This is a genomic window from Bradyrhizobium sp., from assembly GCF_036735945.1.
Lineage (GTDB): Bacteria > Pseudomonadota > Alphaproteobacteria > Rhizobiales > Xanthobacteraceae > Bradyrhizobium.
Genome location: NZ_DAINNI010000006.1, coordinates 24,785 through 46,317 on the forward strand (window position 1 = coordinate 24,785; position 21,533 = coordinate 46,317).

Sequence of the window (21,533 nt, forward strand, 5' to 3'; positions counted from 1 at the left end):
CTTCCATAGCTGCGAACGAAGAGAGACACGCGACTGTGTGTGGCATATTCGGCATCGTCGACAGGAACGGCGCCGTCAGCGAAGACCGGGTAAGGGAACTGACCGACCTGGTCGCGCATCGCGGGCCGGACGGGTCGGGCACGCATGTCAACGGCAATCTCGGGCTCGGCCATCGCAGGCTCGCGATCATCGATCTCAGCAGCGACGGAATTCAGCCGATGCGCCATCGGCGGCATCCGCTATGGATCACCTATAATGGCGAGATCTACAACTACATCGAGCTTCGCACGGAGCTGCAGGAGCTCGGCGTCGTCTTCGAGACCGCGACGGATACCGAGGTCCTGCTCAATGCGTATCTGACGTGGGGCGAGGACTGCGTCAACCGCTTCAACGGCATGTGGTCGTTCGCCATCCATGACGAGCGCGACAACACGCTGTTCTGTGCCCGCGACCGCTTCGGGGTGAAGCCGTTCTATTATGCCGACACGCCGGTGGCGTTCGCCTTCGGCTCGGAGATCCGGCAGCTTCTGCCGCTGATCGGCCGGCGGATCGCCGACGACCAACTGGTCAACGACTTCCTGGTTTGCGGATTGACCGATCACACCAGCAGGACCTTCTTCAGGGGGATCGAAAAGCTGGCGCCGGGGCATTGGCTGCGTGTCGATGTCGCCACCGGCCATTTCAGGATCAATCGCTACTATTCTCTCAAGACAAATCCGCGCGCGCTCAGCGAGAACGAGGTGCCACGCCTGCTTCACGATCTGCTCGATGACGCGACGCGCCTTCGTCTGCGTTCGGACGTGCGGGTAGGGACCTGCCTGTCGGGCGGGCTGGACAGTTCGAGCGTCGCGACGTTGGCCGCCGCGCGCCATGCCGCCAATTCCAGCGAGCCATTCTTCGCGATCACCGCGGTGAGCGAACAGGCCAGCAACAACGAGGAAAAATACGCGGTCAGGATCGTGGAGCAGTCGCGGCTCGGCTGGAAGCGCACCCGGCCGAGCTATGAGGAATTTGCCGCGACGGTCGACACGCTGATCGATGTCCAGGAGGAGCCGTTCGGCGGCCCCTCGATCATGATGCAGTACGAGGTGATGAAGGCCGCGCGTGCCAACGGCGTGACCGTGCTGCTCGACGGCCAGGGCGGCGACGAGACATTGCTGGGCTATCAGCGTTACTATGCCGCCTGGCTGCTCGACCGGCTTCGACAGGGCGGTGTTGGCGGATTTGTCTCGGCATTCCTGGCCGCGGCAGCGGTGACGCCGGTGCGAAAGCTCGCGATGTATCTCGCTGGCGCCAGCTCCGCCACGGTGCGGGAGCAGGCTTATCGCTGGAGCTATGGGTTTCTGAAAAACCCCCGGCTTCCGGATGCGCTCAGGCGGCTTGCGCGCGGCGCAGGAAACGCCGAGGTGATGCAAGCGCTCGAAATCACCGAAACCAGCCTGCCCATGCTGCTGCGGTTCGAGGACAAGAACTCGATGCATTTTGCGATCGAGACCAGATTGCCGTTTCTGGATTACAGGCTGGTGGAGTTCGGGCTTGGCCTTCCCGTCGCCGTCAAGCTGAACAAGGGCTGGACCAAGTGGCCGCTGCGCGCCGCCATGCAGAAGGATCTGCCTGAAGATATCTGTTGGCGAAAGGACAAGGTCGGCTTTGCCGCGCCAGACCAGATATGGCTGAACCGGCATGCGGATGTTATGTACGAAAAAGTGCTGGCGAGCTCGCTGGTCGGACGGTTCGCCGACCTAAAGGTTCTGCGGAAGCGCTTTCATCGTCTGGATACGGGAATGCGGTGGAGATTGTACTGTATAGCGCTCTGGCAGGAGCGATTCCGGATCGAGGCGGTGTGACGGTGGGCGTGATTTCCGGGCGCATCCAGCGTCATCGCTCTTGCGAAGGCTTCGAATTCCCGCGGGCCGGCGCATGAACATCTGGCTGCTGCATCCCTTTGCCGGAGGGCCGGGGCTCGGGCGCCATTGGCGGCCGTACCTGCTCGCGGAAGCCTGGGGCCGGATGGGCCACAAGCCGATCGTGATTTGCGCGAATTTCCATCATCTGCTGGTCGGTGGAACGCGGCCGCCCGGACCGCAGCGGATCGGCGAGGTCGATTTCTGGTTCGTCGATACGCCGCGCTATGCCGGCAGCGTCGGCCGTCTACGAAACAACATCTCATTCGGCTTGAGAAGCAGCCGCGATGCCGCCGCGATTTCGCAGCAGTTCGGCAAGCCGGATCTGGTCATCGCGTCCACGCCGCATCTGTTCTTCGTTTCCGTCGCAGGGCGGATGGCGCGGCGATTGGGCGCGAAATTCTGGGTTGAAGTTCGCGACCTCTGGCCGGAAAGCATCGTGGCGCTTGGCCTGATGCCGGCACGGCATCCGCTGATCACGCTGCTGGCCTGGCAGGAGCGTCTTGCCTACCGCTCGGCGGATCGTGTGGTCTGCCTGCTCGGTGGCGCGGAGGCCTACATGAATTCGCGGGGGCTCGCGCCCGGCCGATTCCGCTGGATACCGAATGGCGTTTCGGAAAGCGAGATCAGGCGTGCGCGAGAGCCGGCGGAAGTCACGCTTCCGTTCATCGAGCGAATTCGCGACCTGAAACGGCAGGGCAAGCGCGTCGTGCTGTATGCCGGCTCGATGGGGCCGCCGAATGCGGTGGAGTACCTGGTCGATGCCGCGGCCTTGCTCGCCGGCAGCAATCCCGAAATCCAGTTCGTGCTGGTGGGGTCGGGCACCTCGCGCGAGGCGCTTCAGCAGCGCGCAAGCGGCCTGGCCAATGTCGAGTTTCATGAAGAGGTCGATCGGCCCGTTGCGCATGCGGCTCTGCGGTTGTGCGACTGCGCCGCCGTGTCGTTTCACAACAACCGGCTCTACGATTACGGCATCAGCCCGAACAAGATCTTCGACTACTGCCTGTTCGCGCCGCGCAGCGTCATTGCTTGCGCGCCGAAAGCGCTGACCGGCCTCGAGGATCTGGTGACGCTGCGATGCGCGCCGGATGACCCCTCGGAGCTTGCGCAGGGCCTCCTGTCCGCGCTGGCCGGTCCGGAGCAGAAGCTGGAGAAGCGCGTCGCCGCGGTCGAGCGTTTCAGCTATTCGGCACTCGCCGCCCGGTATCTGGCTTGATCCGTTATTCCGGTCCAGTTCCGATTCTTCCCGGCCGATGTTCATAAAATATGATCATTATCAATGGCTTATATGTGTTCATGATTTGAACAAGGTGCTTGACGTTCACGCGCTGAACGCGCTAAGAGCGCCGATATGGGGATTCAGCCGACAGACAACCGCGACAGCGATCGCATCGTGCTTGGTCTTTTGACCTCGGTCGAAAGCGATGGATCGCGATCCCAGCGCCGCATGGCCGCCGAACTGGGCGTAGCCCTCGGCCTCGTCAACGCCTACCTCAAGCGGTCGATCCGGAAGGGACTGGTGAAGGTCGGGCAGGCGCCGGCGCGTCGCTACGCCTATTATCTCACCCCGCAGGGTTTTTCCGAAAAGTCGCGGCTGACGATGGAGTATCTGTCCTCGTCGTTTTCGCTGTTTCGCAAGGCAAAGGACGATTACGGCCGGCTGTTCACGCGCGCCCACGCGCTTGGCCTGAGGCGTCTCGTCCTCGCCGGAAAATCCGACCTTTGCGAAATCGCCATTCTTTGCGCGGTCGACAGCCCGATAACCATCGTTGCCGTCGTCGATCCCGATGAGACCGCGGGGCGGTTCATCGGCGTCGATGTCGTGCCGGGCTATTCCGACGTCGCCGAATCCTTCGACGGTGTCGTCGTGACGGATTTGCAGCGCGCGAAGAATGTATTCGAAGAGGCGGTGGCCCGGTTCGGCAGCGACAAGGTCTTCGCGCCTGAGCTGTTGGGGTTGCGCCCGTCACCGGAACAGGACGTCGCGCCATGAACAACGAAACAGGCCTTCGCTGGTATGTTGTGCAGACGCACATCAATGCGGAAGCAAAAGCCGCCGCGAATCTTGCGTTGCAGGGTTTCAGCCTGTATTTGCCGCGCTATCTCAAGCGTCGCAGCCATGCGAGAAGAGTCGAGACCGTGGCGCGCCCGCTGTTTCCCCGTTATCTCTTCGTCGCGATGGATGTAGCCGCGCAGCGATGGCGGTCGATTCAGTCGACAATCGGCGTATCGCATCTCGTCTGCCGGGGCGTGACCCCTGCGTCCGTCGACGACGGCGTGGTCAACGCCCTGAAGGCGCGGGAAGACGAAGGTGGCTTCGTCAGGCTCGAACGGCGGGCGCCGTTCTCTCCGGGCGACAGAGTGAGGGTGGTCGATGGCGCGTTCGTCGATAGCCTGGCGCTGGTCGAGGGCGTTGCCGATCGCGAACGTGTCTCCATTCTGCTCGACTTCCTGGGCCGCAAGGTGCGCGTGCTCGTGGGCGCGGAGCTGATTGCGGCGGCGTAAGGTCGCCTGCCTTGCGAGGCAGGTGAGTGGTGCAGTCCGGTGGACCTCGAGTCACCCGGAGTGCGGTAGCATGTCTGAAACAGGCCTGGAGCAGCGCCTCCGGGCCAACGTAGTCATCCAGGAAATCGAGAGCTGAACAGATGGATATTCGGGGAAAGCGCTTTGTCGTGATCGGTGGGGCTGGACTGATCGGTTCTCATGCGATCGATCAGCTCATTCAGCAGGACGTCGGCGAGATCGTGATCTACGACAATTTCGTGCGCGGCACGCACGAGAACCTCGCCAATTCGTTGCGCGATCCCCGCGTCAAGATCTTCGAGGCCGGGGGCGATATCACCCACACCGATATCCTTGACGCCGCGCTGAAGGATGCGGACGGCGTATTCCAGTTCGCGGCGCTGTGGCTGCTGCAGTGCCATGAATTTCCGAGGACCGCCTTCGACGTCAACGTCAAGGGCATGTTCAACGTGCTCGATTCCTGCGTTCGCAATGGCGTCAAGCGGCTGGTCTGGTCGTCGTCGGCGTCCGTCTACGGCGACGCCATCGAGGAGCCGATGACGGAGGATCATCCGTTCAACAACAAGAATTTCTACGGTGCGACCAAGATCTGCGGCGAGGCGATGGCGCGCGCCTATCACTTCCGTTACGGGCTGGATTATGTCGGGCTGCGCTACATGAACGTCTATGGCCCGCGGCAGGACTATCGCGGCGCCTACATCGCCGTGATCATGAAAATGCTCGATGCGATCGACAGGGGGCAGGGGCCGACGATCCTCGGTGACGGGTCCGAAGCGTTCGATTTCGTTGCCGTGGAGGATTGCGCCTCGGCCAACCTTTGCGCCATGAAAGCCACCGCTACCGATCGGTTCTACAATGTCGGTACCGGCAAGCGCACCTCGCTGAAGGAGGTTGCCGAGAAGCTCCTCAACCTGACGGGCTCGAACCAGCCGATCAACTATGCCCCGCGAAGCCAGGCGACGCTGGTGCGCAACCGGATCGGTTCGCCGAAGCGTGCGCAGGAGGAGATCGGCTTCACCGCCGGCATCGACCTCGACGAGGGGCTGCGCCGGCTGATCGAGTGGCGCAGGCTGCACATCGATGAGGTCGAGCAGCGCCGCGCGAAAGCGCAGGTCTGAAGCGCGATTGAGCGCAACCGGGATCGGATAGGTCGCCATGTGTGGCATTGCCGGAATATTTCATCGGGACGGCCGGCCGGCGTCGATCACGTCGCTGAAGGCGATGACCGACGTCATCGCGCATCGGGGACCTGACGGCGAAGGCCAGTATTGCGACGGGCCGATCGGGCTCGGGCATCGGCGGCTCTCGATCATCGACCTGACCGATGCCGCGCGTCAGCCGATGGAAACCAAGGACGGGCGGTACGTCCTCACCTACAACGGCGAGATCTACAACTACAAGGAACTCAAGCTCGAACTGTCCGCCCGCGGCCACAAGTTCAATTCATCGGGTGACAGCGAAGTGCTGATGCAGGCCTTCGCCGAATGGGGGCTCGATGCCCTGCTCAAGCTGAACGGAATGTTCGCGTTCGCGATCTGGGACACCAGGGAACGCAGGCTGACGATTGCGCGCGACCGTTTCGGGGTGAAGCCGGTCTATTACACCGAAGTCAACGGCGCCCTGCTGTTTGCGTCCGAGCACAAGGCGTTCCGGGCCTTCCCCGGCTATGCGGCGCGGATGGACCCGGAGGGACTGACCGAATACCTCTCGTTCCAGAATTTCTTCACGGACCGCACGCTGTTTGCCGGCGTGAAGCTGCTGCCCGCGGGCTGCTACATGCAGATCAGCCTGGGCGACAAACCTGCCGCGCCGGTCCGGTACTGGGACTTTCATTTCGAAGAGCCGCAGGGAGCCTTCGACGAGGCGGATGCGCTCGACGAGCTCGATCGGCTGTTCCAGCAGGCTGTCAACCGCCAGCTCGTCAGCGATGTCGAGGTCGGATCGTATCTGTCGGGTGGCATGGATTCCGGCTCCATCACGGCGCTGGCGGCCGCTCAGCTCCCCTTCATGCGAACGTTCACCGTCGGTTTCGACCTCAGCTCCGCCTCGGGCGTGGAGCTCGGCTACGACGAGCGGTCGAAGGCCGAGTACATGTCGTACCGCTTCAAGACCGAGCATTACGAAATGGTGCTCAAGGCCGGCGACATGGAGCGAGCGCTGCCGAGCCTTGCCTGGCATCTCGAGGAGCCGCGGGTCGGACAATCCTATCCGAACTTCTACGCGGCCAAGCTGGCGTCGAAGTTCGGCAAGGTCGTGCTGAGCGGCACGGGAGGCGACGAACTCTTCGGTGGCTATCCCTGGCGCTACTACCGCGCGGTCGTGAACGACGATTTCGACCACTATGTCGAGAAATATTTCGGCTTCTGGCAACGAATGGTGCCCGGCGGAACGCTGCCGAAATTGCTGGCGCCGATCTGGCCGGATGCGAGCCGCGCCTCGCCGGTCGAGATATTTCGCGGCGTCTTCAGGGAGCATGCCTCGCAGCTGACGCGGCCGGAAGACTACGTCAATCACTCGCTCTACTTCGAGGCAAAGACGTTCCTGAACGGACTGCTCGTGGTCGACGACAAGCTCGCGATGGCGCACGGGCTGGAGAGCCGTGTGCCGTTCCTCGACAACGACCTGGTCGACTTCGCGATGCGGCTGCCGGCCAAAGTGAAACTGGGCAACCTGTCGGAGGTCATCCGGCTCAACGAAAACGAGCCGGGCGGAAAGGCGCAGCGCTATTACGAGCGGACCAGGGACGGCAAGCTGATCCTGCGCAAGATGATGGGCCGCCATATCCCGTCTGAAGTGGCCGATCGGGAGAAGCAGGGTTTTTCGGCGCCCGATGCCAGCTGGTTCAAGGGCGAGAGCATCGACTACGTGAAGCGGCGGCTGTTCAACAAGAAGGCTCGAATCTACGACGTGCTCGATCAGGATGCCGTCCGCGCGCTGGTCGATGACCACCTCCAGGGCAAGGAAAACCGCCGCCTGCTGATCTGGTCGTTGCTGAATATCGAGCAGCTGATGGAAGGCTACTTTTGATGAGATCATCGAACAGTCAGCCGGGTGCCGGTGCTTTGGTGTACTTGGCTGATAAAGTAATATCGGTGTGTGAACAGCCATGAGTCGATTCATCTCAGCCACTCGGTCAGCAGGAATTGGGCTCTCTCTGCGGCGGAACGGAAGAGCCGTGCGAGCCACGATCGATAGTGTGGTGCGCTATCGGGAATTGCTGAGGGAGATGGTTGTTCGCGATATGAATTCCGCCCATGCATTGCATCGACTCGGGTGGATATGGATCTTCGTACACCCCCTCGTGATGGTCGCCACGTATCTCCTGATCTTCGGCTTCGTATTGGGAACCAAGATCGCGGTTTCAGGAGAGTTTCCGGGAGATTTTCCAGGTTATATTCTGGCCGGCCTGGTGCCCTGGCTGATGATGCAGGCCGCGATTGTTCGTGCCCCGAGCGCCTTGATCGGTAATGCAAACCTTGTGAAGCAAGTTGTCTTTCCGATCGAGGTGCTGCCGATTACAACCACGATTGCATCGACCATCCCTCACTTGCCCGCGATTGTTCTTGTCATTCTTTATAAGCTGGTGGTGGGGGGTCTAAGCTGGGGTTTTCTGCTGTTGCCAGCCGCGTTCGCCCTCCATCTGTCATTGGCGCTGGGACTCTCGTTCGCGCTGGCGGCGTTGACGCCATTCTTCCGCGACTTGCGTGAGATCGTGACGGTGTTCACCTCGGTCGTGATGTACCTGATGCCGACGGTGTATCTCCCCGATTGGATGCCACCTGTCCTGCGGCCCATAATCTATCTCAATCCCTTCAGTTATCTGATCTGGGTCTATCAAGATGTGCTGTTCTTTGGAGCGATACGTCATCCGTTCGCGTGGGTCGTGACCGTGCTGCTGGCTTTGCTCGTCCTGGGAATCGGCTACCGCGCCTTCGAGAGGTTGAAACCGTACTATGGCAACGTCCTCTAATGAAATGTCGGTCGAGCCACAGGCGTCGGCCGGATCATCAAGTCTGGCCATCCGTGTCAACGGCCTGGGGAAGGCGTACCGTAGCTACGCCAATCCGTTCGATTTCTTTCGTGAAGTTCTTGGCGGCACGAAGCAGCATTCGGAGCACTGGGCTCTTGACGATATCTCTTTCGAGATTCCACGCGGACGCGTGGTCGGAATCATCGGTCCAAACGGCGCGGGCAAGAGCACGCTGCTGAGGATCATCGCAGGCCTGCTCGATGCGACCAAAGGTACGGTGGAAATCTTCGGACGCTTGTCGGCGATCCTCGAACTGGGAAGCGGCTTTCATCCCGATTTTTCGGGACGAGACAACATCACAATGGGTGGGCTCTGTCTCGGGATGACAAAGGACGAAATCGAGGCGAAGGTTCCGTGGATCATCGATTTCAGCGAACTGGAGCACGTGATCGATCAGCCGTTCCGCACCTATTCGAGCGGGATGCAGGCACGGCTCACCTTTGCGACGGCAATCAGTGTCGATCCCGAGATATTCATTGTCGATGAGGCTTTGGCCGCTGGCGACGCGGCTTTCGTTCACAAGTGCATGCGTCGGGTGCGGCAAATCTGTGAGTCTGGAGCGACCGTTTTGTTTGTCTCGCACTCGGAGGGACTGATTGCAGATCTTTGCGATGAGGCCATTTGGATCGATAACGGGCGTGTCGTCCTGCAAGGAGGCGCAGAACCCGTTACAAAGGCTTACCATCAATGGGTTTGGGATCGCGAGATGAAGCGTAATTCAGACGCGAATGGGGATGCCTACGAGCGGACAGTTCAGACAAGTAAATATGAACTCGGTGGAGAAGGAATTCGTGTTACGAAAGTGACCTTGCTAGATATTGATAACAGGCCGACCACCGGCGTGATGAATGGCGAAACATTGCGCATCGCCGTCGACTGGGAAGGCAATACTGTCGACGACAAGATTTATTGCGGCTATCGGATCGATAGCGATCGCCTGCAAGCTGTCTCCGGCTTCGATGCCTACCAGTTTGGAGCGTATATCAACGAAGGGCGGCCGCTGTCCGGTAGTGGAAGAGTTGTATACACGATTCCGAAAGCGGAGTTTGGTGAGGGACGCTATCATGTTAGCGTGTCTCTCTGCCGCTTCATGTTGCCAAAGGGCAACGAAGCCTATCTGCATTATGTAGAGAAGGCTGCTACTTTCTCGGTTAAGCGCCGCGTAATGTATCCAGCAAGTCTTCTTTACGAACCCCAAATTCAAGTGAGCTTTGAGTAGGATTGATGGTCTCTTCAGATTGGAAGCTTCGTCTCGAACGTTTTTTCTATGATCAGGCGGCAAAAGTCGACGGTGTCCCGACGCTGCTTGATCATTGCAGGGTTAGTGGAAAAGATCCAAGGCTATCGGCTCGGCCCGACCTCCACAGAGATCTGATTGCGAGCATTGAAAATGCTCTGAATCTGGATAGCACCTCGAATGTGCTCGAAGTTGGTTGTGCGTCGGGTTACATCGCCTGCGGGCTTGCTCCGCGCGTCGCTCAATACACCGGAATTGATATGTCGTCTCTGCCTTTGGCAGTTGCAGGTCGAATGAATATGGCTAACGCCAGGTTCTTCAAGGCGGATGGAGAGGCGTTGTCCTTTCAAGACGAGTCGTTCGACGCAGTTATTGCGAATGATGTGCTTCAGAATATTCCCTCCTTCGATGAAGCTATGCCGCTGGTCCGCGAGATGCTGCGCGTAGTTAAGCGCGGCGGTCGCGTTATGATCGGGTCTGTAGCGGACAAGAGCAAAGCTGCACAATATCAGGTGCGTGTTCACGAGTACTCGAAATGGCTTACTGCCGAATACGGGCCGCCTCCGGTGGCGGGGCCGGGCAAGCTGACGTCAGCAGCGTCGGAGGCGGTGAGCGCGGCGCCTGACGTGCCGGGAGAGGCTATATTCTATTACTATGATTATGATAACTTCTTTGACTTGGGTGCATCATTAGGTGCCGATGTGCGGATGGAGGATGTGCATCCGTTGAATCCGTATCGCGGATACCGTCACAACTTCATTCTTACCAAAAGATAACGCATGAAGTTTATATCGATTTCTGAGATTTCGGTTTCGGACTGGGATGGGCTATGCTCTCAATCCGAGCAGGGCTGGATATTTCATAGCCGCGGCTGGATCGAGATCGAGGCGGCCCAAAGTCGATCGGAAAATCGATCGTTCGGGATCGTAAGCGGTGGACGGCTTGTAGCGGCGGTTCCGCTTTTCATCTCCAATCTTGGGCTGAACGCGTTCGTTGAATTGCTGGTTCACAATGGATTGCACCGTCATACGGGATTGGTGCTGGCCCCCGATCTCACCAGTTCTGAGGTCAAGGAGATCCAGGGCCGTGTGCTTCGAAACATTTTGGATATTGCTCGGGGCGCAAATGCGGATCGTATTTACTTGGGGGAGCAAAACTTATCCCGAGAAAACCTTTCACCCGCGCGACGCGAAATTCCGTTCTGGGTAACTGATTTTGGCTTTCAACTGGGGAACAGTTTCGGTCCATTGGGGCTGGCTCCCGGACCGGGGCTTGCGTCTACGGTCGTCGATCAGATCGTCGTGTTAGCAGAACCCGAAGATAAGTTATTTTCCGCACTGACCAAAAGTTGTCGATACACAGTGAGGGCAGCACAGGACGCCGGCTTTCAAACTGTTGATCTGACCAGTTCCGACGATTGTATTTCCGAGTACTATCGCTTGGCTACGTTGTCAGCTCAGCGTACGGGAGAATCGCTTCCGAACGCGAGTTATTTTGAAGAGATTCGAAATCTGTTGTTGCCGCGCCAAATGTGTTCGTTTCTTTTCGCGACCTTCAACGGAGAGCGAGTGGCTGCCGCGATTTTACTTCATGACAAGAGGTCTGCGTATTATTTTGCCGGAGTTTCGGACCCAGCGCATTTGCCCAACGGAGTGAATGATTTTCTGCAGTGGAGGGCGATTGGATTCCTGAAGAGTTTGGGAAATTCGCATTATCGACTCGGTCCCTATTTTCCGAGTTTGCCGTCTGACTGGTCTGTTTCGAAAGTTACGCGTTTCAAGAGCAAATTTGGTGCTCAACCCTTCTCTATCGTGCAAGGCAGCAAATTTCTTAAGCCGCAACGCTATGCTCGACTTGCCCAGGACTACATAGCCAATCTTTGCTTGGAACTTACAGAAAAATGATATCGAGATATGCGCGAAGTATCGTGGGCGAGATGATGCGCTTAGTTGCTACTCTTGCAGGAGTGATTCCACGGCATGCCACGCGTCTCGCGACCCGCTGTTGGCCCTTCGTGTACAAGCAAATTTCGTTTCTCAACCGCCTGGTGCCGATGTCCGGCCCGCTGCGCGACAGGTTCGAGGACCTCGTTTTCACGCGGCATTGGCATCGCTGGTACAGGGGCGCCTATGTCCCGGAGAACAGGGACCTGTTCTTCGAGCATATCGTGACGTTCTTCTATCGTTATCCGATCCAGAAGGGTGACGTCGTCGTGGAGGTGGGGGCGAGTTCAGGTGAGGAGGCCTCGCGCTTCGCACGCGCGGTCGGTCCGAACGGACGCCTGATCGCGGTCGAACCGGAGGCGGGTAATCTCGCCAAGCTTGCGGCATGTTTTCCGAAGGACCGCTTCCCTCAGGTGACGATCGTCCCGAAGGGCGCCTGGAAGGAAACGACCGAGCTGCAGTTCTTTACCGGAGGCGAGAAGGAGCATCGCCTGGCCGATCTCGGCGCCAAGGAATTGAGCTACGAATGGTGGGGCGTGACCGACCATCTGCAGGAGCGGCGCTACAAGGGCACGACGACGGTCAAGGTGGATACGGTCGACAACATCGTCGCGGAAGCCGGCTTGAAGTCGATCGATTTTGTGCTGTTTGAAACAAACGGCGCCGAACTCGAGGGTGTGATGGGAATGGATGCGTCGCTGGCGATTACCAAGCGGATCGCGGCGCGTGGACACGTCATGCGCGACGGCGTTCCGATCTACCGGGAAATCGAGAGCTATCTCAAGACCAAGGGATTCGAGACCGCCGTCACGTCCGAAGGCATGGTGCTCGCGCAACGGCCGGTCGGCTGGCGGATGCAGCTCAAGACAACCGGCGCGCCTGATGCGCCCGTGATGTCGTAGACGAACGAAGAGCTTTCGGTGCCGCACCAAACCAACCTCGCGCACGGCCTGTCGGATACTGCCTCCGACAGGTCCAACTGGCGCCGTGATCTGGCGATGGTCCTGCGCCGCTATGGATTGCTCGGGCTCGATGCCGACGGAAACAGCGTCACCAGGCGCTTCTCGATCGTCAACGCCGGCTTCGAGAGCGTCGTGTTTTCCGCGGACCGGCTTTCGGTCGTTGTGGTGGACCGGCCGGGCTCAAGCGCGATCGACGGCCTCGAGGCCCGTGCGGAAGCCGGCGGCGGATTTCTGTACCGGAATCGTTCCTCCTGGTTTCGAAAGCGTGTTCCGGCCTACCGGGCCTTGTTGCCGCATGTCAGTTTCTCCGGAAAATCGCTGACGCCGGTGCTGATGACAGCGGACGGCCGCACCGTGGTGGGCTGGTGGGATCACGAGGGACGCCAACATCTGATTATCGGCCTGAGCGTTGTCGAGGAAACCGTCCGCTATACCCAGGGCGACCCGCAGAAGGTTTTCACCGCAAAGGACAAGACGCTCTGGGGCTCCGGGCACGAACGTTCTGCCTATCTCTACGAAGACAATATCGTTCCGAAGTTCGAGATGGTGCCGTGGGCCGACCGGCTCGGCTTCCTTCTTGCGCGATTGATCGCCGATGCGAGCGGGCTTCCGCTGCTCGAGCCGCTGCCCGGAGGCGCCCGGGGAGCGATCCTGCTGACGGGGGACGATGATCAGGCCTTCCTCGAAAAATACGACGAGCAGCTTGGCCTGCTCGGCGATTTTCCGATGACCTACATCATGCTGCCTCACACCAAGCATACGGCGCAGACGCTCTCTGCGATGCCTGCGAATATCGAATTCGGAGTTCATATCGACGCCTTGCCCGACCCGGCGGGCTATCCGTCGGTATGCCGGGCCCAGACCGAGGCGGTGCGCAGCCTGGTCGGAAAGCCGGCCCGAACGGTTCGCAACCATGGTCATCTGAACCAGGGATACTGGGGCTATCTGCCGAGCTGGGAGGAATGCGGCCTCGTGCTGGACTTGAACACCCGCGGGCTCGACGGGACTTGTCCGATGGGTTCCTACCTGCCGTTCCGGTTTCTGCGTCAGGACGGCTCATGGTCGTCTCACAGAAGTCTGTTCTCGACGTTCAGCGACAGCATGTACTATCTGCAGAAGTGGTCCACGCGCCAGCAGGTCAAGCGCATCAGCGGTCTTGCCGAACAGATCGATGGCAGCGATCCCGGCGTTATCGTTATGAACCTGCATCCGCAAAACGTCAGCGACTTTCACGACGTGCACCGCACCGTCATCGAGCTCGGCCGCCAGAAGGGCTGGACGGCGCTGGGGGCCGAAAGCTACATCGACTGGCTCACGACCCTGGATGCGGTTTCGCTGGTCGAGAGCGGAAGCGGTCTTGAACTGCATTGCGAGATGCCGATCGAGAATCTGACCTATCGTTGGCCGGGGCAGGGCGAGGCTATCGTCTTGCCCGCATGGAAACGCGTGGTCTCGCTGTAGATGAGGTATTTTCAGGCCCACAGCAGTGTTTTGCGTTTCATCAACCTTCTTTCGCGGATGGGAGCGGCGTTTGACCGGTCGGCGCCAACTCCGGAATCGGCCCTTACGGATGCGCTGAGAGGCCGCTCTGTCGAAGAGCGAGCTGCGCTTCTCACTGAAGAATTACGTCCCCGGAATTGCTGGCATAGTTTTGACCGCACGCCGTGGTGTCACCCCTGGCTGACGTCGGAGAACCTGAAGGCCACGAGGGCTTTCGAGCGCGCGATGACGCGTGAGCTTATTGAAAATTATGGAGGGCGCTCGGCGCGCGCGGGTCGCTACGCATTTGTCGGGAACCTCGCCAACAACATGGCCATCCGCGCGTTGCCGATGCGCAGAGAGGGATATTCGATCGACCTCTATCCGTCGCCGGGGGACCGATATGTCATGAGCCACCCGGGTTGGGAGCTGGCCGAGACGACGTTGATCGAGGGAGAAAGCACGATCGACGAATTGGAGCAGCGCGGCAGCAATCTTCCCGAAGTGCCCAATCTCTACATCACGCCCGTCGATGGCGGCGAGCAACTGGATCGGCTGATCAAGGCAGCGAACTTCACGCCGTCAAGAAAATGGCCGCCACGTTCTGTTCCCAAGTTCATCCGTCAGACCGACTTGCTGTTGTGGCCGGAATTTTTCGGTTATCTGCCGATGCTCAAGGCGCTGCAGAAATACGACTGCCTGTTTGCGGCGCAGTCTCCCTATCTGGCCTATCTTGCAAACCGACCCTACCTCGTGTCGCAGACCGGCGGTGAACTCTGGTTCGAGGCCTCCCGCAATGATGGCCTTGGCAATCTGCAGCGGCGCGCCTATGCCAACGCCTCGGCCTTTCTCGCAACCAACCCGTGGGCCTACTCCAATGCGCGCCGGTTTGGATTCCGCCATGTCATCTACGCTCCCCTGATGATCGATATGGAGGCGTATTCGCCAGGTCCAAGCCCGGCCCGAGAGGCGTGGCGGAAGGAGGTTGGCGGAGAGTTTTTTGCGCTTGTGACCGCACGGCTCGACCGCCAATGGAAAGCCTCGCATATCGGCATCGATGGCTTCCTGCAGTTCGCCCAGCGCCATCCCCAGGCGCGATTGGTGCTGGTCGGCTGGGGCGAGGACAGCGCCCGTGACATTGAGATACTGGAGCGTGCCGGCCTGCAAGGTCGCCTGGTCCGCCTTCCGGTTTCGGGCAAGCGCAAGCTGACCGAATATCTGCGCGCCGCCGATTGCCTGATCGATCAGTTCGCGATCGGCTATTATGGCGCTACCGCGCTGGAGGCCATGTCGACCGGCCTTCCCGTGATCATGAATCTTCTGACCGAGCAGTATGACGCGCTTTGTCCGACGGGCGCGCCTCCGGTCCTCAACGCTTCGACGCCGCAAGAGGTGGCGGATCAGCTCACGCGCCTCGCCGCTTCGGAAGAGCAACGTCGTCACTTCTCGAAGGCTTCGCGGCGCTGGATCGAGCAGAACCACAGCGTCGAGGTCTGGGGAGAGACCTACGGCGCTCTGCTGAACGCCGTCGCACGCGGAGCGAATCTCGATTTCAGCGGGGCGCCGCTCGCAGCACCGCTCGTCGCCGATGAGAGGGCCTATCATGCGGATATGCTCGCGAGCGCGCCGGCTTTCCCGAATTACTCGATCTGAGGCTTGTGATGCTGCCAAATTTCCTGATCGTCGGCGCGGCCCGCTCGGGCACCACCACGGTCTACAGTCACCTGAAGGACCATCCGGACGTCTATCTTCCGGTGAACAAGCGGCCGGAGCCGCATTTTTTCTTCAAGAGCGCCGAATATGCCCAGGGGCTGGGCTACTACGAAGAGAGGTTCTTCTCCGCGTGGCGGGGCCAGCGCGCCGTGGGCGAGGCGTCGACCTCCTATCTGTTCGGACCCGACGTGCCCAGGCGCATCCGCGGCAGTCTGCCCGATGCCAGGTTCATCTGCATCTTGCGCGATCCCGTGGAACGGGCGTTCTCGAACTACTGGCATACGGTCAAGAGCGGGCTTGAAACGCTCTCGTTTGACGACGCCATTGTGCGGGAGGCCGAGCGCAAGAACGAGATCGCGGGCACGGCGCTGGGCGAGTTGGCGCCGTTCGCCTACGCGGAGCGCGGCCTCTACCATCTGCAATTGTCGCGCTGGCTCGAGGAGTTCGATCGTTCGCAGTTGAAGATCGTGATCTTCGATGACTTCGTCGCCGATCCAGGCGGCACTCTGCGAGAGATCGCCAGCTTCCTCGATATATCCCCGGACGGTCTCCCCAATCGGGCGGTCGAGGTGGAAAATAGGTCCGTGCCGGAGGACCAGCGAATGTTGCCGGCCACGCGCGAGATGCTGCTTGAAACGTTCAGCGAGGATGTGACCGCGCTCGGTCGCTTGCTCGGCCGGGATCTTGGCCATTGGCTCAGGGCCTGACTGCGAAGGAATTCCGATGATACTCTGTCCGAAACATCACGTGGCGCTTGCTGCCGGAGAAGGTGGCAGCAGGTGGGTTTGCAGCAGTGGTTGCAGCTTTCCATCACCTGGACCTGGCGTGGTCGATCTGCTGTCGGAGCAGCGGACGGATGGTCAGACGTCGGATCACTATTCGTTGCAATGGGGCGCCGAAGTGGACTTCGCCTCGTTCTACCGCTCGAATCCCGGCGCGCTGTCGGTGATGACCAGCAAGCAAATGGGATGGCCCGGCCTGATCGAGAGGATTCGCCGGCAGGCGGACTCGAAACCCGTCAAGCTGCTGGATGCGGCGTGCGGCTATGGCGGTCTGTTTCAGGACCTGTTCGCTTCCCCCGCTCCGGACGGGTTGACCTATCTCGGCGCCGACATCCACGGCTCGCTCTCGACGATTCAGCGTCCCGCCGGCGTTGATTCAAGCCGCGCGCAGTTTGTTCGCTGGAATATCTCGGACCCCGTCCCGACGGACGACTTGTTCAATTTCGTAATTTGCCGGGCCGCCATCCATCATACGGAAAACCCGCGCGCGACGTTTGCTAGCTTGGTCAAGCGCCTCGCGCCCGGGGGAACCATCGCTATCACGGCATATGCAACCAAGGCGCCGATGCGCGAGGCCAGCGACGATGCGCTGCGGGAGCGGATCGTCCCGATGCCGGCCAGGGAGGCTTTCGACCTGGCGCGGCAGTTTACGTTGCTTGGCCGCGATCTGCAGAGTTGCGCCGGCAAGATCGTGATCGCTCAGGACCTGCCATTTCTGAACGTCAGGGCCGGCGAGTACGACGTTCAGTCGTTCATCTACGATCACTTCCTGAAATGCTGGTTCAACCCGGAATTCGGCGAGCGCTACTCGGATGTCGTCAATTTCGACTGGTACCACCCGCAATACGCATATCGCTACGAGCCGCAGGAGATACAGGTCTGGTTCGATGAAAACGGCATCAAGGTAGATCAGGTCTCGTCGACCAAGGCTCAGCACTATTTCGAAGGCCGCCGTGAATCCTGAACTGACATACCCGCACAATGAAATCTGATCATCCCCGCATGTCCTATCTCAGCCAACTCGAGCATGAAACCATCTTCATCCTGCGCGAGGCGTTTGCCCGTGTGAAGCCGACCGCCATGCTGTGGTCAATCGGCAAGGACTCGACGGCCTTGCTCTGGATCATCCGCAAGGCTTTCTTCGGCCACGTTCCGTTTCCGATGGTGCAGCTCGATACCGAGATGGAATTGCCGGAAGTCTACGAATTTCGCGATCGCATCGCCACGGAATGGAAGCTCGATCTGCGGATCGAACTCTGCCCTCCGGAGGACGAGATGGACCCGACGCTCGCGCCGGCCTCGCGGGCTGCCGCGCGAAAGACCGCGGGTTTGCGAAACCTGATCGGTCGCGATCGCTTCAAGGGGATCATCCTCGGAATTCGCCGCGACGAACAGAGCATGCGAGCCAAGGAGCGGGTCTTCTCTCCGCGCGCGACGGACGGAGCCTGGGATTTTCGCAATCAGCCGGCGGAATTCTGGGATCAGTACAAGACTGAAATCCCCGAGGGCCAGCATCTGCGGATCCATCCCCTGCTGCACTGGACCGAGATCGACATCTGGAAATACACTCTGCGGGAGAACATTCCGATCGTTCCACTCTACCTGTCCCGCTCAGGCTACCGCTATCGCTCGCTCGGCGAGAAGAATATCACGTCGCCGATCAAGTCTGACGCCAGCTCGATCGAGGAAATAATCGCGGAGCTGGAGGCGACGAACGTTCCGGAGCGTGCCGGTCGTCTGATGGACCACGATTCGGAAGACAGCTTCGAGCGCCTGCGCGCCTCGGGATACATGTGATACATGCCTCAGTATAATCAGGGTCAAGAAGCCGCGACGATGGCGGCTGAATCGAGCGGCAACCTGCGCATCGTGGTTGTCGGCCACGTCGATCACGGCAAGTCGACAATGATCGGCCGCTTGCTCCATGACACCGGGAGCCTTCCCGAGGGCAAGATCGAGGAGTTGCGGCAAATGAGCGAGCGGCGGGGAATGCCGCTCGAATGGTCATTCGTGTTGGACAGCTTCCAGGCCGAGCGCGATCAGGCCATCACGATCGACACCACGCGCATCTGGCTGCGGACACCCGGCCGCGATACCGTGATCATCGACGCGCCCGGTCACCGCGAATTTCTCAAGAACATGATCTCCGGGGCATCCGACGCTGATGCGGCGGTGCTTGTGGTCGACGCCGTGGAGGGAATGCGCGATCAGACCCGCCGGCATGCGTTCCTTCTGAAGCTTCTCGGTTTTTCGCAAATCGCCGTTGTGATCAACAAGATCGATCTGCTCGATGATCCAAAGGCGAAATTCACGGCGCTGTCGGAGGAGGTGCGGGATTATCTCGGCAGTCTCGATCTCGTTGCCCGTTTCATCATTCCGATTTCGGCCTACCGTGGCGACAATCTGGTCAACCGCTCGGACCATACAGGCTGGTATTCCGGGCCGACGCTGACCGAGGCATTGGACCACTTTCAGCCGCAGCGCTCGGCGACCGACCGTCCGCTGCTCATCCAGGTCCAGGATGTCTACAAGTTCGACGAGCGACGGATCATTGCCGGTCGGGTCACCTCGGGCACCGTGCGCAACAAGGACCGGCTGCTGTTTTCCCCGGGCGATCGGACCGCGTCCGTTGCCCGGATCGAATCGTTCGGCCATTCAGATCCGCCGACTTCGGCAACGGCGGGCGAGTCGGTCGGCCTGATTCTGGATGAACAGATTTTCGTCGAACGCGGCCAGGTGGCCAGCCTCGTCGACAGCGCACCCCCGTTATCGGATGTGTTCCGCGCCCAGCTCTTCTGGCTTGCAAATCAGCCGATGAAGACAGGTGCAAGCTATCGCATCAAGCTTGGAACGGCGATCGCAAACGTCACAGTGAAGGCCATCGAATCGGTGGTGGACCTTGATACGCTGGATGTCCGGCATACCGACCGGGTCGAGAGGAATGACCTGGCAAATGTGGTGCTGCGCGCGAGCACGCAGTTGCCGTTCCCAGGTGAGCGGCATGATCCCGCGCTCGGCCGCTTCGTCCTGCTGGACGGATTTGACGTCGCGGGCGGCGGTCTTGCGAGTCTCGAGGGCTTCCCTGATCAACGCCGTAGCCATGTCGTGGCCGGCAGCAACATCAAGAAGGTGGAGAGCCTGGTTACGCGTACCGAGCGCGAGGCTCGAAGCGGCCATCGCGGCATTGTCATCTGGTTGACCGGGCTTTCCGGAGCCGGGAAATCGACATTGGCGCAGGGCGTGGACCGGCTGCTGTTCTCGCGCGGATTCAACTCGTTTGTGCTGGATGGCGACAATTTGCGGCAGGGCCTGAATTCAGACCTGGGTTTCGCGCCGGATCAGCGAGTGGAAAACATCCGGCGCGTGGGCGAGGTCGCCGCACTGTTCGCCTCGGCCGGGACGATCGTGCTCTCGGCGTTCATTTCGCCCTATCAGGTCGACCGGGCGCGCGCGCGGGCCGCGGCTGCCGGATCCTTTCACGAGATCTATGTCAAAGCCTCGATAGAGACTTGCGAGAAGCGGGATACCAAGGGACTCTATCGCAAGGCGCGAACGGGTGAGATCAAGGAATTTACCGGCGTGTCGGCGCCCTATGAGGTTCCTGTCATGCCCGACTTGGTCGTCGACACCGACATGGATGACGTGAGTTCGAGCGTCACCCAGCTCGTCGAGTACATTACGAGAGTTTCAAGAGTCTAGACATCAGGAGCGGACGGGTTGTTCGCTCGGCGTTGGCCGGAGTTGCACATGAATCTGACCGAACCCAGTTTCGATGAAAACGAAATCATCGCCTTGCGTGAATGCCTGGATTCAAAATGGGTAACGCAGGGGCCCATGACCGAACGCTTTGAAAAGCTCATCGCGGACAAGCACGGGGTCAAGCACGCCATCGCGTGCACCTCGTGCACCGCGGCGCTTCATCTGGCTGCGTTGGCCCTCCAGTTGGGGCCGGGGGATGAGGTGATCGTGCCTGCATTCACCTGGGTGACGAGCGCGCATTCCGCCGAATATGTCGGCGCAAAGCCGGTGTTTGTGGATGTGGATCTGTCGACGTTCAATATCGATCCGGCCGCACTGAGGGCGGCGATCACCCCCCGAACCCGGGCGATCGTTGCCGTCCACTTGTTCGGGCTGGCAGCCCCCATGGATGAGATCAACGCGATCGCCAAGGCGCATGGCATCGCGGTGATCGAGGACGCGGCGTGTGCGATCGGAACCACCTACAAGAACCAGCTGGTCGGCGGGCTCGGCGATATCGGCTGCTTTTCGTTCCACCCCAGAAAGGTCGTTACCACCGGCGAGGGTGGGGCGGTCACCACGAACCGCGACGGCCTCGCCGCCATGGTTCGTTCGCAACGCAATCACGGGGCGAGCGGGGCACCCGACCCGTCGCTGGAGGAACCGGGCCCATGGACGATGGCGAAATTCGATAATCTGGGGTACAACCTGCGGCTGTCCGACATTCAGGCGGCGGTCGGGGTGGCGCAAATGGCCAAGCTGGAAAAACTGCTTGCGGAGCGGCGGCGACTCGGATTGCGTTATTCTGAATTGTTGTCGGAGGTAAATTCAATCGCCAGGCCATTGGGCGGAGACGTCGCCGGGCACACGTATCAGTCCTATGTCATCCGCATGCTCGAAGGAGGTAGGAAGCGCCGCAACGATCTCATGAAAGTGCTCGCCAAGGAGCAGATTCAGACGCGTCCGGGAACTCACGCCGTTCATCGTCTCGGATATTACGCTTCAAAGTATGGCACCAGGCCTGAGCAGTTCCCGAATGCGGCGCGCGCCGAGGATACCACCATCACCCTCCCGATTTTTCCGGGAATGACAGATGACGATCAGATGAAGGTCGTGCGGATCGTGCGATCGGTGGGATGATGATTGGCAGTTCGCACAACCTGTAATGCGTCAGTAATCCAAGTCGGGAGGTGGTGTGCAAGTGCGTAAGCGACTCGTCGCT

18 protein-coding genes are annotated in these 21,533 nt (G+C 60.1%); all 18 read left to right on the forward strand.

The genetic code is table 11. The features are described from left to right. Window positions 1-35 precede the first annotated feature (35 nt). The gene (gene asnB / locus V7E26_RS03730; RefSeq protein ID WP_324413617.1) at window positions 36-1,847 is read left to right on the forward strand and encodes an asparagine synthase (glutamine-hydrolyzing); all 1,812 of its coding nucleotides are present in this window, start codon (window positions 36-38) and stop codon (window positions 1,845-1,847) included. A 73-nt stretch (window positions 1,848-1,920) separates the two neighbouring features. Then, window positions 1,921-3,120: a glycosyltransferase family 4 protein gene (locus V7E26_RS03735; RefSeq protein WP_324413619.1), complete on the forward strand. Its 1,200-nt coding sequence runs from the start codon at window positions 1,921-1,923 to the stop codon at window positions 3,118-3,120. 135 nt (window positions 3,121-3,255) lie between these two features. Then, window positions 3,256-3,897, forward strand: a complete 642-nt coding sequence (locus V7E26_RS03740; RefSeq protein WP_324413621.1) for a winged helix-turn-helix transcriptional regulator — start codon at window positions 3,256-3,258, stop codon at window positions 3,895-3,897. After that, the gene (nusG, locus tag V7E26_RS03745) at window positions 3,894-4,409 is read left to right on the forward strand and encodes a transcription termination/antitermination protein NusG (RefSeq protein ID WP_324413623.1); all 516 of its coding nucleotides are present in this window, start codon (window positions 3,894-3,896) and stop codon (window positions 4,407-4,409) included. Before V7E26_RS03740 ends, nusG begins: the two co-directional genes overlap by 4 nt. Before the next feature lie 140 nt (window positions 4,410-4,549). After that, complete coding sequence (locus tag V7E26_RS03750; RefSeq protein WP_324413625.1) at window positions 4,550-5,545, forward strand: NAD-dependent epimerase/dehydratase family protein; 996 nt, start codon at window positions 4,550-4,552, stop codon at window positions 5,543-5,545. A gap of 37 nt (window positions 5,546-5,582) precedes the next feature. Continuing rightward, window positions 5,583-7,454, forward strand: coding sequence for an asparagine synthase (glutamine-hydrolyzing) (gene asnB / locus V7E26_RS03755; protein ID WP_324413627.1), 1,872 nt, complete (start codon window positions 5,583-5,585; stop codon window positions 7,452-7,454). A gap of 148 nt (window positions 7,455-7,602) precedes the next feature. After that, entirely contained in the window at window positions 7,603-8,397 is a 795-nt protein-coding gene (locus V7E26_RS03760) for an ABC transporter permease (protein WP_324413629.1), read from the forward strand. A 4-nt stretch (window positions 8,398-8,401) separates the two neighbouring features. Continuing rightward, window positions 8,402-9,676, forward strand: coding sequence for an ABC transporter ATP-binding protein (locus tag V7E26_RS03765; RefSeq protein ID WP_324413631.1), 1,275 nt, complete (start codon window positions 8,402-8,404; stop codon window positions 9,674-9,676). A gap of 5 nt (window positions 9,677-9,681) precedes the next feature. Then, a complete protein-coding gene (locus V7E26_RS03770; RefSeq protein ID WP_324413633.1) occupies window positions 9,682-10,470 on the forward strand; it encodes a class I SAM-dependent methyltransferase in 789 nt (262 codons plus the stop codon). A 3-nt stretch (window positions 10,471-10,473) separates the two neighbouring features. Then, window positions 10,474-11,598 carry a lipid II:glycine glycyltransferase FemX gene (locus V7E26_RS03775; RefSeq protein ID WP_324413635.1) on the forward strand — a complete coding sequence of 375 codons (1,125 nt, stop codon included), beginning with the start codon at window positions 10,474-10,476 and terminating at the stop codon, window positions 11,596-11,598. 110 nt (window positions 11,599-11,708) lie between these two features. Next, window positions 11,709-12,539: an FkbM family methyltransferase gene (locus V7E26_RS03780; RefSeq protein WP_324413637.1), complete on the forward strand. Its 831-nt coding sequence runs from the start codon at window positions 11,709-11,711 to the stop codon at window positions 12,537-12,539. Between the two features lie 18 nt (window positions 12,540-12,557). Continuing rightward, window positions 12,558-14,060, forward strand: coding sequence for a hypothetical protein (locus V7E26_RS03785; RefSeq protein ID WP_324413639.1), 1,503 nt, complete (start codon window positions 12,558-12,560; stop codon window positions 14,058-14,060). A gap of 264 nt (window positions 14,061-14,324) precedes the next feature. After that, a complete protein-coding gene (locus V7E26_RS03790) occupies window positions 14,325-15,731 on the forward strand; it encodes a glycosyltransferase family 4 protein (protein ID WP_324413641.1) in 1,407 nt (468 codons plus the stop codon). Window positions 15,732-15,739: 8 nt separating this feature from the next. Then, complete coding sequence (locus V7E26_RS03795; protein WP_324413643.1) at window positions 15,740-16,498, forward strand: sulfotransferase family protein; 759 nt, start codon at window positions 15,740-15,742, stop codon at window positions 16,496-16,498. Between the two features lie 118 nt (window positions 16,499-16,616). After that, on the forward strand, window positions 16,617-17,537 hold the full coding sequence (locus V7E26_RS03800; protein ID WP_324413645.1) for a class I SAM-dependent methyltransferase: 921 nt from the start codon (window positions 16,617-16,619) through the stop codon (window positions 17,535-17,537). A 17-nt stretch (window positions 17,538-17,554) separates the two neighbouring features. Beyond that, window positions 17,555-18,370 (forward strand): sulfate adenylyltransferase subunit CysD, encoded by an 816-nt coding sequence (cysD, locus tag V7E26_RS03805; protein ID WP_324413647.1) that lies wholly within the window; start codon window positions 17,555-17,557, stop codon window positions 18,368-18,370. 39 nt (window positions 18,371-18,409) lie between these two features. Beyond that, on the forward strand, window positions 18,410-20,272 hold the full coding sequence (cysC, locus tag V7E26_RS03810; protein ID WP_324413649.1) for an adenylyl-sulfate kinase: 1,863 nt from the start codon (window positions 18,410-18,412) through the stop codon (window positions 20,270-20,272). A gap of 48 nt (window positions 20,273-20,320) precedes the next feature. Further along, window positions 20,321-21,451: a DegT/DnrJ/EryC1/StrS family aminotransferase gene (locus tag V7E26_RS03815; protein WP_324413651.1), complete on the forward strand. Its 1,131-nt coding sequence runs from the start codon at window positions 20,321-20,323 to the stop codon at window positions 21,449-21,451. Window positions 21,452-21,533 lie beyond the last annotated feature (82 nt).